At 68.9% G+C, this 13,629-nt stretch carries 15 protein-coding genes; 10 read left to right on the forward strand and 5 right to left on the reverse strand.

What is annotated here, in order from left to right; genetic code table 11:
* Positions 1–66: 66 nt before the first annotated feature.
* Positions 67–1,365 carry an isochorismate synthase gene (locus ACTWQN_RS04945; protein WP_443202122.1) on the reverse strand — a complete coding sequence of 433 codons (1,299 nt, stop codon included), beginning with the start codon at positions 1,363–1,365 and terminating at the stop codon, positions 67–69.
* An 88-nt stretch (positions 1,366–1,453) separates the two neighbouring features.
* Here ACTWQN_RS04945 and ACTWQN_RS04950 point away from each other — a divergent pair, with 88 nt between their 5' ends.
* The 3 genes from ACTWQN_RS04950 (at position 1,454) to ACTWQN_RS04960 (ending at position 3,792) form a co-directional block, all read left to right on the forward strand.
* Positions 1,454–1,951, forward strand: a complete 498-nt coding sequence (locus ACTWQN_RS04950) for a DUF3592 domain-containing protein (protein WP_443202123.1) — start codon at positions 1,454–1,456, stop codon at positions 1,949–1,951.
* A gap of 159 nt (positions 1,952–2,110) precedes the next feature.
* Positions 2,111–2,986 (forward strand): 1,2-phenylacetyl-CoA epoxidase subunit PaaC, encoded by an 876-nt coding sequence (paaC, locus tag ACTWQN_RS04955; protein ID WP_443202124.1) that lies wholly within the window; start codon positions 2,111–2,113, stop codon positions 2,984–2,986.
* Between the two features lie 233 nt (positions 2,987–3,219).
* Complete coding sequence (locus ACTWQN_RS04960; protein ID WP_443202125.1) at positions 3,220–3,792, forward strand: hypothetical protein; 573 nt, start codon at positions 3,220–3,222, stop codon at positions 3,790–3,792.
* Between the two features lie 195 nt (positions 3,793–3,987).
* On the opposite strand, the gene ACTWQN_RS04965 is transcribed toward ACTWQN_RS04960, so the two are convergent.
* Positions 3,988–4,848: an inositol monophosphatase family protein gene (locus ACTWQN_RS04965; protein ID WP_443202126.1), complete on the reverse strand. Its 861-nt coding sequence runs from the start codon at positions 4,846–4,848 to the stop codon at positions 3,988–3,990.
* A 198-nt stretch (positions 4,849–5,046) separates the two neighbouring features.
* On the opposite strand from ACTWQN_RS04965, the gene ACTWQN_RS04970 reads away from it, so the two are divergent.
* Positions 5,047–6,171 (forward strand): glycosyltransferase family 4 protein, encoded by a 1,125-nt coding sequence (locus ACTWQN_RS04970; RefSeq protein WP_443202127.1) that lies wholly within the window; start codon positions 5,047–5,049, stop codon positions 6,169–6,171.
* 99 nt (positions 6,172–6,270) lie between these two features.
* On the forward strand, positions 6,271–6,963 hold the full coding sequence (locus ACTWQN_RS04975) for a demethylmenaquinone methyltransferase (RefSeq protein WP_443202128.1): 693 nt from the start codon (positions 6,271–6,273) through the stop codon (positions 6,961–6,963).
* Positions 6,964–6,993: 30 nt separating this feature from the next.
* Here ACTWQN_RS04975 and ACTWQN_RS04980 read toward each other — a convergent pair whose 3' ends face one another.
* From ACTWQN_RS04980 to ACTWQN_RS04990, 3 genes are all read right to left on the reverse strand, one after another.
* Positions 6,994–7,830: an EamA family transporter gene (locus tag ACTWQN_RS04980; protein WP_443202129.1), complete on the reverse strand. Its 837-nt coding sequence runs from the start codon at positions 7,828–7,830 to the stop codon at positions 6,994–6,996.
* A gap of 37 nt (positions 7,831–7,867) precedes the next feature.
* Entirely contained in the window at positions 7,868–8,401 is a 534-nt protein-coding gene (locus tag ACTWQN_RS04985; RefSeq protein WP_443202130.1) for a MarR family winged helix-turn-helix transcriptional regulator, read from the reverse strand.
* 91 nt (positions 8,402–8,492) lie between these two features.
* Positions 8,493–9,416, reverse strand: coding sequence for a LysR family transcriptional regulator (locus ACTWQN_RS04990; RefSeq protein WP_443202131.1), 924 nt, complete (start codon positions 9,414–9,416; stop codon positions 8,493–8,495).
* 90 nt (positions 9,417–9,506) lie between these two features.
* Between ACTWQN_RS04990 and ACTWQN_RS04995 the strand changes: the two genes are divergently transcribed.
* The 5 genes from ACTWQN_RS04995 to ACTWQN_RS05015 are packed head-to-tail and all read left to right on the forward strand — an operon-like array spanning position 9,507 to position 13,486.
* The gene (locus ACTWQN_RS04995; protein ID WP_443202132.1) at positions 9,507–10,778 is read left to right on the forward strand and encodes a CitMHS family transporter; all 1,272 of its coding nucleotides are present in this window, start codon (positions 9,507–9,509) and stop codon (positions 10,776–10,778) included.
* On the forward strand, positions 10,778–12,100 hold the full coding sequence (locus ACTWQN_RS05000) for an acyclic terpene utilization AtuA family protein (protein ID WP_443202133.1): 1,323 nt from the start codon (positions 10,778–10,780) through the stop codon (positions 12,098–12,100). The genes ACTWQN_RS04995 and ACTWQN_RS05000 overlap by 1 nt, the downstream gene beginning before the upstream one ends.
* Positions 12,087–12,425: an AtuA-related protein gene (locus ACTWQN_RS05005; protein ID WP_443202134.1), complete on the forward strand. Its 339-nt coding sequence runs from the start codon at positions 12,087–12,089 to the stop codon at positions 12,423–12,425. The genes ACTWQN_RS05000 and ACTWQN_RS05005 overlap by 14 nt, the downstream gene beginning before the upstream one ends.
* Before the next feature lie 47 nt (positions 12,426–12,472).
* Positions 12,473–12,934 (forward strand): helix-turn-helix domain-containing protein, encoded by a 462-nt coding sequence (locus ACTWQN_RS05010; RefSeq protein WP_443202135.1) that lies wholly within the window; start codon positions 12,473–12,475, stop codon positions 12,932–12,934.
* Positions 12,935–13,486, forward strand: coding sequence for a VapC50 family PIN domain-containing toxin (locus tag ACTWQN_RS05015; protein WP_443202136.1), 552 nt, complete (start codon positions 12,935–12,937; stop codon positions 13,484–13,486). It begins immediately after the preceding gene.
* Positions 13,487–13,629 lie beyond the last annotated feature (143 nt).

A 13,629-nucleotide genomic window follows, 5' to 3' on the forward strand; every position in this document is an offset into this window, starting at 1 on the left:
GTGGGGTAGGTCCCACCTGCGGGATCCCGGCATGCGCGTGTCCCGACGAAGATCAAGGGCACGCGTTCAGCGGATGCCTTCGAGGGCTTCACGGATCGGAAGCAGCTTCGCCTCCGCCTCCGCGACCTCCATGTCGGGATCGGAATCGGGGACGATTCCGCAACCGGCGAACAGCCGTGCCCTGCCGCCGCCACGCTCGACTTCACCGTCGGGCGTGGCGGTCGGTTCCACCTGAGCGCAGCGAAGCGCCACACCGAACTCGCCGTTGCCACCGCCGTCCAGCCAGCCGACCGGTCCCGCGTAGCGTCCCCGGTCCATCCCTTCCAACTCGGCGATCATCCGCACCGCGTCGTCGGTCGGTGTGCCGCCGACCGCGGCGGTGGGGTGCACCGCGGCGACCATGCGCAGAATCGTTGCGGGGCCGTTGTGCTCGTCAGCCGAGCTGAGCTTGCCCTCGACGTTCGTCGCCAGGTGCAGGACGTTGCGCAGCCGGAGGATCTCCGGCTCGTTCGGCACCGTGAGATCGCTGCAGAAGGGGCGCAGCCGAACGGCCAGCGACTCCGCGGCGTATGCGTGTTCGCTGCGGTTCTTCGCGGACGCCAGCAGTTCTTCGGCGAGCTGATCGGGGGTGTGTCCTTCGTGCGGCCAGACCGTGCCTGCGAGCACCCGGGAGCGCACCTCGTACCCCATGCGTTCCAGCAGCAGTTCGGGAGTGGCGCCGATGAGGCCGTCCACCGCGAACGTCCAGCAGGTCGGGTACCGGGCGGCGAGGTTGTGCAGCAAGAACCGGGCGTCGAGCGGTTCGCTGGTGTTGGCCAGCAGGTCGTGGGCGAGCACGATCTTGTCGAGGTCGCCGGGTTGCTGCATGCGGCGCACGGCCTCGGCCACGGCCTGGCGGTAGCCCGTCGTGGACAGCTGACCGTCGCTGTAGGAGACCGTGCCGGGCGGGCGGATCGATTCGGGGGGTTGCGACTCGGCGGAGCCGTCGCCAATCGTGGTGATCCAGCGCACCCCGTCGCGCTCTCCGATGACGACTTCGGGAACGATCAGCACGGAATGCCCGGGGTCGTCGGCGAAGGCCAAGCTGGCGAATGCCACCGGTCCGCAGCCGGGCAGGCCCACCGAATCGGCGACCTCGATCTGGTCACACAGGTCCAGCCACCAGGCATCGGCTTGGTGGAAGCGATCGGGGCCGGAAACGTCGAGGCGGGCCACGCAGCCCCAGCCGACGAGCCCGGCTTCCGCGCGGACCCAGCTCAGCGCCGCATTCGCGGGGAGCAGTTCCAGCAGGGGGCGGTCGTGCCGGGGGTCGGCTGGTTCGAGCCTGCGGGTCCGCGCCGTCAGCAGCCGGGGTGTAGTCGCCACTCCTGGAGGGTATGCGTCGTGCCCGCAGCGGTGGACGGGGCCGAAGGCGTGCGCCTCGCGGACAACGGGGTGCCTACAATCGGTCACCGTGGCGAGCGACGCGGTGGCACAGAACGCGGCCGACTCGGTGACCGGGGCCAGCACGGACGGTGACCAGCCGGTTGCGCATTCCCCCCGTGGACGAGGGCGATTGCGCGCCGCGCGGGGCGTGCTGGTGCTCGGTCTGCTGCTGACCGTGATGGGCCTGTCCATCATCGTGGCGTGCTTCATCAACGACCGAACCATCGAGGAGTCCAAGGGCGAAGCGGTGGCCGAAGTGGTGGACACCTCGCTGACCCGGACGGTGGTGCGCTTCAACACCGACGAGGGGCGTGTTTACATCCCGCCGAACGGCGTGCTGTACCCGGCTGACCTGCAGCCCGGCCAGCTGGTCCGGGTGGAGTACGACTCGCGGAATCCGGATCTGGTGCGGGTCGCCGGACGCAACATGGTTGTTTCGCTGCTGCCGGTGTCCAGTTCGCTCGCCGTGGTGTGGGCGGTGCTGCTGCCGGTTTACTGGTTGCTCCGCCGCCCGCTCGCACGTTGACCCGCCGATCAGGCTTCCCTAACCCGGTCGGGTGATGTGACACTGGATTCCCCGCCGGAAGGGGGCAGCGGTGGAGTCGCAAGACCGATGTGGACTCGCGGGCGGGTAAGCGCGCCACGGGTGCTTACCGGCCGCTGGCCCCGCCTCTGCGAGGTCGTCATGGATACGCCCAGAGCGCAGTCCAGTGCACCGGATGTGCAGCAGTGGGTGCTCGGTGCGCCTTCGATGTCTACTGTGGATCGATCGATTCCTGGTGGTGTGACCACTTCGGACCTTTCGCAGTATTGCCTGATGCTCGGCGATGATGCGCTGATCCTGTCGCACCGGTTGTCCGAGTGGGGCGTTCGCGCCCCGGAGCTGGAAGAGGCCGCCGCGCTCGGCGCCATCGCGTTGGATTTGTTGGAGCAGGCGCGAATCCTGCTGCACCGAGCCGGCGAAGTCGAGGGCGAGGGGCGTGACGAGGACAGCCTGGCGTACTTCCGAACGGCCGTTGATTTCCGCAACGTGCGACTGGTCGAGATCGACTGCGGTCCGGGCCAGGGCGGTGGTTTTCCGGCCACGGTCGCCCGCCTGCTGCTGTTCGCCGCTTGGCGGCTCGCGGTGTTCCAGCGGCTGGCCCGCAGCCGGGATGCGGTGCTGGCCACCTTGGCGGCGCGATCACTGGCTGTCCTGACGCGGCATCGTGATCACGCCGCCCAGTGGGTGATCCGGTTCGGCGACGGCAACGCCGATTCCGCGCGCCGCATGTCGGCCGGGTTCCAGCGGGTGTGGCCGCTGACCGGGGAGCTGTTCATCCCGCACCCGATCGAGGTGCGGATGGCCGACGCCGATTGCGGTGTCGATCCGGCGGAGGTGCGCATCGAGGTGAGCGGGGTGCTCGACGAGGTTTTCTCGGTGGCCAGGTTGCAGCGGCCGGACGCGACCGAGTTCGGCGCGTTCGTCCGGCCCGGTGGCCGGGATGGGGTGCACACCGGCGGGATGGAGTTCCTGCTCGCCGACATGCAGTACCTGGCCAGATCCGGGTCGTCGACGTGATCGACCGGGCGTGCCGGGAAAAGCCGCTGGACGCCCGATCAGATTGAGTACTTTCCCCCAAGAACTACGGGGTGGGCTGGGCGCAGAGTGATCTGGAGGCGCTCGGGAACTTCGGTCCGACCGGCATCGTCGGACCGGTGTCCGCGGGCGGGACACCGGTTTCGAAGGCCACTGGTTTCGAAGGCCACCAGTTTCGAAGGCCACTGGGGCGAAGTGGAAGGACACAACTCGACATGGACGGAATCTGGGTGCAGGTGCTGACCGCGTTGATCGCGGGCTCGTGCGGGGGCGGGATGATGCTGGCCGTCGGCGTCATCCGCAGACCGCGAACCGCTCCCCCACCGTCTTCGGCGCGGTTCAGCCCGTCCGCGCCGTTGGATCAGTGGCTGCACGAGGTGCAGCGGTGCGAGCAGGCGGTCTGCCGAGCGGCTCGTGCTGTCGACGCGGTGTCCTCCGCCCACGCCCGGGACTGGCTGCGGATGGTGGTTCGGCGAATGGATGCGGAGTTGCCGAACGTTCGGGCGCTGTCGGAGTTGGGGCGTGGTCTGGCGGGCGGTGGACCGGGGGACGATGCGGTGGTGCGTCGGGTGCGCAGCCAACTCGCCGACGCGGCGACCAGGTTCGGCATGGTCGCCGATCACGTGGTGGACACGGTCGTCGAGTTGGTCGCCGACCCCGATCTCAGTCGGGTGCACGAGCAGGTGACGGTGTTGCGCGAGCAGTTCCCGCTGTTGCGGCCGATGTCGGCGGTGCTCGGGCCGGAACCTGGTTCGACTCCGGCTCGCGCTCTGGTCCGGGCCGCCTGACGCCCCCAGGCACCTGTCTTTGATCTTGCTAGCCGGTCTTTGATCTTGCTAGCCGGTTAGCCCACTCCCGCAACCGGATTCCAAGGCCTGTCGCCGATGTGGTGGATCGGAATGCGTGATGTCGGGGATCGGCGAGTCGACACGGCATCTGGGGTTCCGCTGCCCCCGCCACGCGAAGCGGGTTCGAAGAGGCTCTCAGCTCCTTTCGGTGGCCTGCCGCCACCAATCGTGCACGTCGGCGGCGACGCCGGGCGCGGCCACCAGCAACCCGTCCAGCGGGAGGGCGGTCGGGTTGCCGCGACGATCGAGCACGGTCGCACCGGCCTCGGTGGCCAGCGCGAGGGCGCCCGCTACATCCCATTCCTGGTAGGAGTCCAGCACTGCGGCCACCGCGTGGCCGAGCGCGACTTGGGCGATGGCCAACGCGGGGGAACCCAGCAACCGGACGCCGACCTGGGCGCTGGCGGCGTTGGTGATGAACCGGTCCATGCCGCGCCACGGCCCGTTCTTGGTGAGCTCGGTGCACACGATGCCGCCGCGGGTTTCGAGTTGTTCGTGCAATCGCACCGGGGTGCCGTTGGCGCGCATACCGCGGCCGCGGGCGGCGGCGTAGATCTGCGTCCGGTAGGGGTCGGCGACCACGCCGACCACCGGTCCGTGCTCGTCGAGCATGGCCAGGCTGTAGGCGCACCACGGCAGGCCCGCGACGTAGTTGGCGGTGCCGTCGACCGGATCGACCGACCAGCGGAACTTCGCCGAACCTGCTCGGGCGGCCCAATGTTCGGCGATCGTGGTCGGGGCGGCGTCGAATTCCTCGCCGAACACCGGAAATCCGGGGAATTCGTCGGAGAGGACCCGTCGGGTGTGCCGTTCCAGGGTGCGACCGGTGTCGGTGACCCAGTCGAACGGTGATTCGGTTGGGGCGGGTTGCGCTCCCCGGCCCGCGGTTGCAGTGATCACGTCGGCGGCGTCGTTGGCGAGCCGGCCAGCGACCTCGAACGCCCGCGACACCAGGGCGGGGTCGATCTGCGCGGGCGGGGAAGGCAGGACCGTCATGCCGTCCCAGGTTCCGTGCGGTGGGTGACCGGCGCGCAACAGCCAGGTGACCGCTGGTGGAGGTACAGGTCACGATTGCGCGCTGCGGGGTGCCCGAGTTTTCGCCGGTCGACGAGTTGGTGCGCTCTTCGATTGGCGTTGGCGGTGGCGTCACATTGCGGTCGACTGTTCGCCGGAGGAGGGCGTCACGGTTGCCGCGTGCGCATCGCGATCGTGACCGAGAGCTTCCTGCCGCAGATCAACGGTGTGACGAACTCAGTGCTGCGCGTGCTGGAGCACTTGCGTCGTCGGGGCGACGCGGCGCTGGTCGTCGCGCCGGGTGCGGGTCCGCAGGAGTGCGAGGGCTTTCCGGTGATTCGGCTGCCCGCAGTGGACCTGCCGTTGGTTTCGTCGTTGCCGATCGGCTTCCCAACGCGGCGGTTGCTGCGCGGGATGCAGGAGTTCCAGCCGGATGTCGTGCATCTGGCGTCGCCGTTCATCGTCGGGGCGCGTGGATTGGCCGCCGCACGCCGGATCGGCGTGCCGACCGTCGCGGTGTACCAGACCGATGTCGCGGGTTTCGCCGAGTCCTACGGCCTGGGTTTGACCGCGCGAGCCGCGTGGAGCTGGATCCGGCGGCTGCACGGTGCGGCCGATCGGACGCTGGCCCCGTCGACGTGGGCGGTGGAGGCGTTGCGCGAGCACGGGATTCCGCGCGTGCACCGCTGGGGCCGGGGCGTGGACACCACCCGCTTTTCGCCGCAGCACCGCGATTGCGACCTGCATCGCGAATTGGCGCCGAAAGGCGAGCTGCTGGTCGGATATGTGGGTCGGTTGGCTCCGGAGAAGCGCATCGAGCGGTTGGCGGCGTTGGGTGAGATGCCGGGCGTGCGCCTGGTCGTGGTGGGTGATGGGCCGGAACGCGCGAGCCTGACCGAGGCGCTGCCGGGTGCGGTGTTCCTGGGGCAGCGAACCGGCGACGAGCTGGCGCGGATTTACGCGAGCCTCGACCTTTTCGTGCACACCGGCCCGCACGAGACGTTCTGCCAGGCGGTGCAGGAGGCGATGGCCTCGGGTGTCGCGGTCCTCGCCCCGGATGCGGGCGGCCCCCGCGATCTCGTCGAGCACAACCGCACCGGGTTCTTGCTGCCCGCGCATGATGACGCGGTGCACGCGGATGCGCTGCGCGCCGCTGTCACGGTGTTGCGCGATCCGGCGTTGCGCGAGCGGTTCGGTGAAGCGGCTCGCACAGCGGTCGCGGGGCGGACTTGGCCAGCGCTGTGCCAGCAGTTGATCGGCCACTACACCTCGGTGGCGGCGGGCGCCGAGCGGCTGGCGGCGTAACGTCGCCGGTCTCGATGCGGAACCGGAAGGCGAGTTTCGCGATGTGGATCCGGTGGGCGTGGTGCCGATCGCGCAGGTCCCGCCACGTACGCTGCGCGTGTGTCTCGGGCCGGTTTGGACAAGGATCCACGTGAGGTCGCCGCGATGTTCGACGGCGTCGCGCGCAGGTACGACCTGACCAACACGGTGCTGTCCTTCGGTCAGGACCGGCGGTGGCGGGAAGTGACCCGACGGGCCCTGGCTCCGAAGGCGGGCGAGCGGGTGCTCGACCTGGCGGCTGGCAGCGGGGTGTCGACGGTCGAGTTCGCCCGCTCCGGCGCCTGGTGCGTGGCCGCGGACTTCTCGTTGGGGATGCTTTCGGTCGGTCGGCACCGCGGGGTGCCGATGGTCGCGGCGGACGCGCTGCGGTTGCCCTTCGCCGACGGCGCGTTCGATGCGGTGACGATCTCGTTCGGGCTGCGGAACCTGGTCGACACGGCGGTGGGCCTGCGGGAGATGCTGCGGGTGGTGCGCCCCGGCGGTCGGCTGGTGGTGTGCGAGTTCTCCACCCCGACCTGGCAGCCGTTCCGGACGGTTTACCTGAACTACCTGATGCGGGCGCTACCGCCGATCGCCCGCGCGGTGTCGTCCAACCCAGCGGCCTACGTCTACCTCGCGGAATCCATCCGCGCCTGGCCGGACCAGCGCGAATTGGCGGAACTGATCGCCGAGGTCGGCTGGACCGATGTGGCCTGGCGCGACCTCACCAGCGGCGTGGTGGCGATCCACCGAGCGTTCAAACCCCGCCCTTGACCCACCTTCCGCAACGGTCAGCAGGCTGCGCTACGTCAACGACAGCAACGCGATCGTCGCAGCCGCGCACAGCAGCCCCAGGAGTTGTCGGCGGTTGATGCGTTCGTCCAGCAGCAGCAAGGCCAGGATCACCGGAATGGCCGGGTAGAGCGCCGCGAGCACCACGGCGACGGCCATCATCTGCTGCGTGGTCGCCAGCAGGTAGAGGATGATCGCAGCGGTGCCGATGGCTCCGGCCAGCAGTGCGGTCGCAGCGGGCTTCGCGGGCAGCCGCCGCACCCCGGCTGTTGCCGCGAGCAGCGTGCCGATGAACACGACCGAGGCGATTCGGCTGACGATGACCGGCCACCACCCGGTGCCAGCGGGAACCTGCCCCATTCCGATGAATTGCACGGCGAAACCGGTTCCGGCGATCAACGCGTCCGGCACACCGCGGCCTGCCGAAGCGCCCGGCGAAGTCCGTTTCCCGGCGGAAACCAACCAGATCGCGGGAATGCTGGCCACGATTCCGCCCAGCGCCAGCGGGGATGGTCGTTCGTCCAGCAGCGCGATGCCGAACGCAACGGGTAGCGTGACCGCCCCGACATCGCTGATCGGCACCACCACGCTCATCGGAGCGCGTCGCATGGCCTGGTAAAGGAAAGCCACGCCGATTCCGGTACCCAGACCGGAAATCGCGCCCCAACACACCGCTGGCACAGTGGCGGATCCCGTTGGGACGGCTAGCAGCAGCAGGCTGACCAGCGTTCCGCCGACCTGCGCGTACGCCGCTACGACGGTGCCCGCGTAGCGGCGTGATACGAGTCCGTTCACGAAGTGCGTCACGCCGAAGCACAGCGCTGAGCTCAACGCGAGGAGTTCCGGCACAGCTCGGCCCTCCGCACGATCGCCTCGGTTTCCGAACCTATCCCCGCGGTTCCCGCTGGTGCGCGCGTTCCGCGGCGCCGACCGGGCAGGTGAACCCGGACGTGGTGCAAGCAGGCCGGTCGCACATCCGGCAGATCCGCTCCGCCGATCCGATCTCGTCGTACAAGCCGGTCAGCAACTTCTCCAACCCGTCGGCCAGCGCACGGCGTTCGTCGTCGGCCAGCCGCTCGATGACCCGCAGCAGCGAATGCCCGCGAGCGTGCAGGACGTCCTCGGCGGCCTGCCGTCCCGCTTCGGTCGGATGCACGTGCGTCCACTTGCCGACGGTCTGCCGACGTTCCACCAGACCGCGGTCCTGCAGGGCATCGACCAGTCGGGTGCACGCGGTCTGGTGGATCCCGATCCGCTTCGCCAGTTCGGTGACGCTGAGCCCGGATTCGCCGCGCAGCACCACCAGCGCCGTGGCCTGGCTTGGGTTGAGCTGGGCGGCCCGAACGGCGCCGTGGACCATCTCGTCGGTGACTGCCAGCGCGGCGGCACCGAGCAAGTTCGCAAGCCGGTCTTCATGCATGACTCATGCATAACGCGCTGAAGTGCTTGAACGCAAGGGGTCAGGCGGAACCATCTCGCCGTGCGATTGGTGCGGTGCACCCAAGCCGAGCTCAGAGCCAGGTGGTTTCGGGGGCGAGCGGGGCGGCGGAGTGGCGGGTGTGGGCGAGCGCGGCCATGAACGCCTCCGATGCCGCCGCCAGCGGGCGGTGCGGGTCGCGGACCACCGCGATGCGGCGCCGGACCTCGGGATCGCCCAGCGCGCGGTGCTGCAGGCCCGCGAACTGGACCAGCGGTAGCACCAGGCCTGGCATCACCGCCACGCCGAGCCCGGCCGCGACCAGTCCCGCGACGGTGGTGATGTTGCGCGATTCGAGCACCACCGACGGGTTTGCCTTCGCCGCCGCGAAGGCGCGCTCGGCGTGCTGCCGGATGCTGCTGTTGGGGGCGAAGGCGATGTGCGGTTGGTCCGCCAGGTCCACCCAGTTGAGCTGACGGCGTTCGGAAAACCGGTGCTGTGGCGGGAAAACGCAGCAGAACCGGTCGGCGGCGATCGGCCGGACGTGCAGGTCGGGCAGCGGTTCGGGCACCACGGTGACGGCCAGATCGACCGCACCGGTGCGGATCCGCCACAGCACCTCGTCGGACATTCCATCCTCAATGGACAGTTCGACGTGCGGATGCGCGGCGCGGTAGGCGGAAACCACCGGCGGCAGCAGGATCGCCGCCAGCGACGGCAGGGCCGCGATCCGCACTCGGCCGCGGCTACCGGCCAGGAAGCCTTCGAAGTGGTTGATGCCCGCGTCGAAGGCCTCGACCATGCGCCGCGCCACCCGGCAGAACTCGTCGCCCTCGGGCGTGGTGACCAGGTTGCGCGTGGTGCGTTCGAACAGCGTGATGCCGAGTTTGCGTTCCACCTCGCGAACCGTGCGGCTCATCGAGGACTGCGCCAGGTGGAGCCGATCACCGGCGGTCGTGAAGCTCCCGGTGTCGTGCACGGCGAGCACCAGGCGTAACTGCTGAAGTGTCAGATCCATGCTCACAGCGCATTAATCTATCGATAACTTTTGCTTGACGCGCATGAGCGATGCAGATCACAGTACCTTCGTTCGATTCGGAGGTCCCGCATGCTCGCTGCGAGTGGATTCCTGACCGTCGGGGTTTTCCTCGCCCTGGTGCTGTCCCGCCGCGTTTCGGTGCTGTTCGCACTCACCCTGGTACCGATCGCGGCCGCGCTGGCCAGCGGTTTCGGCGGCCAACTCGGCTCGCTGATCGCCGACGGGCTGGTCACCGTCGCACCGGTGGCGATCATGATCACCTTCGCGGTGCTGTACTTCAGCCTGATGATCGACGCCGGGCTGTTCGACCCGGCGGTGGCCCGGGTGCTGCGCTGGGCCAAGGGCGATCCGCTGAAGATCACCGTCGGCACCGCGCTGCTGACGCTGCTGGTCGCGTTGGACGGCGACGGAGCCTCGACCTTCCTCATCACGGTGTCCGCGCTGTTGCCCATCTACCAGCGGCTCGGCATGCGGCGCATCGTGCTCGCCGGGGTGATCTGCCTGGGTGCCGGCGTGATGAACATGGTGCCGTGGGGCGGTCCGACGGCCCGTGCGATGGCCGCGTTGAAGCTGGACAGCAGCCAGTTGTTCATCCCGGTGCTGCCCGCGATGGTGGTCGGGATCCTCTGGGTGCTGGTCGCCGCCTACCTGATCGGCCGCGCGGAGCGCAAGCGGCTCGGCGTCATCGCGGTGACCGTCGAGGACCGCGCCCCGCTCACCGGCGCGGGCCGGGTGCGGTTCTGGATCAACGCGGTCCTCACCCTGGCGCTCGTGGGGTGCCTGCTCGCGCAGCTGGCGGACCTGGAAGTGCTGTTCCTGCTGGCGTTCCTGGTGGCGTTGCTGGTCAACCGGCCGTCCTGGCGGGGCCAGCAGGAGCTGCTGACCAAGCACGCCTACAACGTCGTGCTGGTCGCCGTGGTGATCTTCGCCGCTGGGGTGTTCACCGGCATCCTCACCGGCACCGGGATGATCAAGGCGATGGCCGAGAGCCTGGTCTCAGTCATCCCGGACTCGGCGGCCGGTTCGCTGCCGGTGGCCACCGCGATCACCAGCATGCCCTTCAGCCTGGTCTTCACCCCGGACGCCTACTACTACGGAGTGGTCCCGGTGCTGGCCGAGACCACCGCGGCGCTCGGCGGCGACCCGGCGGCCATCGGGCGGGCCGCCATCCTCGGCCAGATGACCACCGGCTTCCCGCTCAGCCCGCTGACCGCCTCGACGTTCATCCTGCTCGGGATGAGCGGCGTGGACCTCGGCGACCACCAGCGGTTCATCTTCAAGTGGGCGTTCGGCACCACGCTCGTGATGACCGTCGTCGCACTGGTCACGGGGGTGCTGTGATGCGCATCGGCAGCGGAGCGGGTTTCGCCGGGGACCGGATCGAACCGGCGGTGGACCTCGCGGCGCGGGCCGGGCTGGACGATCTGGTGCTGGAATGCCTGGCCGAACGCACCATCGCGCTCGGCCAGCAGCGGAGGCTGCGCGACCCGGCGCTCGGCTACGACCCGCGGCTGCGCACCCGCCTCGCGCGGCTGCTGCCGGTCACCACCGAGCACGGCGTCCGGATCGTGACGAACATGGGCGCGGCCAATCCCCTCGCCGCCGGGGCGGTCACCCGCGAGCTGCTGGTGGAACTGGGGCTCGGCGGGAGGATCGCGGTAGTCACCGGCGACGACGTGCTGGACCGGCTCGACTTGCGGCGCCCCGCGCTGGAGGACGGGATCGCGCTCGAAGACCACGGTGCGGTGGTCTCGGCGAACGCCTACCTGGGGGCGGACGCGCTGCTACCGGCACTGGACAGCGGGGCGGGTGTGGTGCTCACCGGCCGAGTCGCGGACCCGTCGTTGTTCGTGGCACCGCTGGCGCACCGGTTCGGCTGGCGGCTCGACGACTGGCCGCGGGTCGCGGCCGGGACGCTCGTCGGGCACCTCCTGGAGTGCGCCGGGCAGGTCACCGGCGGGTACTTCGCCGACCCGGGTAGCAAGGACGTGCCGAACCTCGCCGAGCTGGGCTTCCCGTTCGCGGAGGTGGAAGCCGACGGCGCCGCGGTCGTGGGCAAGCTCGCGGGCAGCGGAGGTGTCGTCTCCACCGCGACCGTGCGGGAGCAGCTGCTCTACGAGGTCACCGATCCCACCGGCTACCGCACGCCCGATGTGGTGCTGGACTTCCGCGCGGTGCGGGCGGAACAGGTCGGCGACGACCGGGTTCGGATCAGCGGCGCGACCGGGCGTGCGCGCCCGGCGGAGTTGAAGGTGAGCGTGGGCTACCGCGCCGGGTACCGGGCGGAGTGCGGGATCAGCTACGCCGGGTCGAATGCCGCGCGCCGGGCGCAGTTGGCCGCCGACGTCGTCACCACCAGGCTGAGCGGGACCAGGCTGGGCGAGACCGGGCTGCGCATCCGCGCGGACGTGCTCGGCGCGCTCGGGGATTCCGGTGAGCCGACGGACGAGTGCAGGCTGCGGGTGGCCGCGATGGCACCGGATCCGGAGACCGCCGACGTGGTGTGCCACGAAGTCGAGGCCCTCTACACCAACGGCCCCGCAGGCGGCGGTGGCGTCCGCACCGATGTTCGGGAAGTGATCGGGATCGTCTCGACGCTGCTGCCCCGAGCGGATGTCGAAACCGGCGTGACCGTGTTGGAGGCCGACGGTGCTGCTGCATGACATCGCCCACTGCCGGGCCGGGGACAAGGGCGACACCGCGACGCTGTCGCTGTTCCCGTACCGCGACGAGGATTTCGCCCTGCTGGTCCGGGAAGTCACCGCTGACCGGGTTCGCGAACACCTCGCCGACCACATCCGCGGCGAGGTGGTGCGCTACGCGCTGCCGAACCTCTGCGGCCTGCAGTTCGTCTGCGGCCAGGCCCTGGACGGCGGCGTGACGACGTCCCTGGCCCTCGACACCCACGGCAAAACCCTCAGCGCCCGCCTGCTGTCCCTACCTCTACCGGGTACACACGCTCAACGCTGTTGCGTTTGTTGCGAATAATGCGGATACTGCGAATATTGCAGTGGACTGGCCAGAGGGGGCACGTCATGCCGCCATTGATGATGGATCCGATTCAGCCCGATCAGGGGGATGTCTCAGTCGCGGACGAGGCGCTGCACCACATCCGTGACTACCTGGACCGGCGCAGCGACAACGGGGCCGTTCACCTCGTGGTGGATGACGAACATGGCCGGGAAGAGTTGGTTGTGCCGCGTGGCGCGGTCGAGTTGCTGGCTCGGATCCTGGCGCACATGGCTGCGGGCAAGGGCGTCTCGGTCGTTCCCACGAATGCTGATCTGACGACTCAGCAAGCAGCGGAGCTGCTGCACGTCTCCAGGCCGTTTTTGATCAACCTGCTGGAAGCGGGTGAGATCGAGTACCGCATGGTCGGCACGCACCGTCGAGTTCGCGCTGATTCACTGCTCGACTACATGCGCCGAGATGATCGGCGACGCCGTGCGGCAGCCGATGAACTCACTGCTCTCACGCAGGAAATGGGGCTTTACTAGGTGGCTCTTGTCGTTGTCTACGACGCCAATGTCCTGTATCCGAGCTTCTTGCGCGACCTGCTGGTGAGGATCGCTCAAGCAGGGCTTGTCGACGCGAAGTGGACACATCGGATACTTGACGAAGCGTTCGGTCGTCTTCAGCAGAACCGACCCGATCTGAATCCTATTTCACTCCGAAGGACGCGAGAGTTGATGATCGAGGCTGTTCGGGATTGCCTGGTGAGCGATTACGAGCGATTGCTAGACGCCGTCAGCCTTCCAGATCAGGGCGATCGGCACGTTCTGGCAGCTGCGATCAAGGCCCGTGCGCAGCTGATCATCACGAAGAACCTCAAGGATTTCCCGGTTGAGAACTTGGGGATCTGGGGTGTGGAAGCCAGACATCCCGATGAGTTCCTGATGGGCCTGCTCCAGCATGCCCGGCCTTGCGTGCACGGCGAGATCCAGCGGATAGCCGACTCCCTTCGGAAGCCCCCAGGAACGTTTCGGGACGTACTTGCTTTTCTTGAGCGCGATGGACTGTTCGAAACAGCAGCTGCGCTGCGACGCTAGCGTTTCCGCTGTGAAGCCGGACCGCCTCGCCGAAAGCTCCCGCGACCCGGCGTCCAGGATCAATGTCGTGCGGAGCATCGGGGGAACAAGGCTAGGGCTGCGACTGAGCGGCCGGACTCAGGTTGACCAGTGGAATCAGATAA

The sequence above is a fragment of the Saccharopolyspora antiqui genome (assembly GCF_052246905.1).
In the GTDB taxonomy this organism is placed as follows: domain Bacteria; phylum Actinomycetota; class Actinomycetes; order Mycobacteriales; family Pseudonocardiaceae; genus Saccharopolyspora.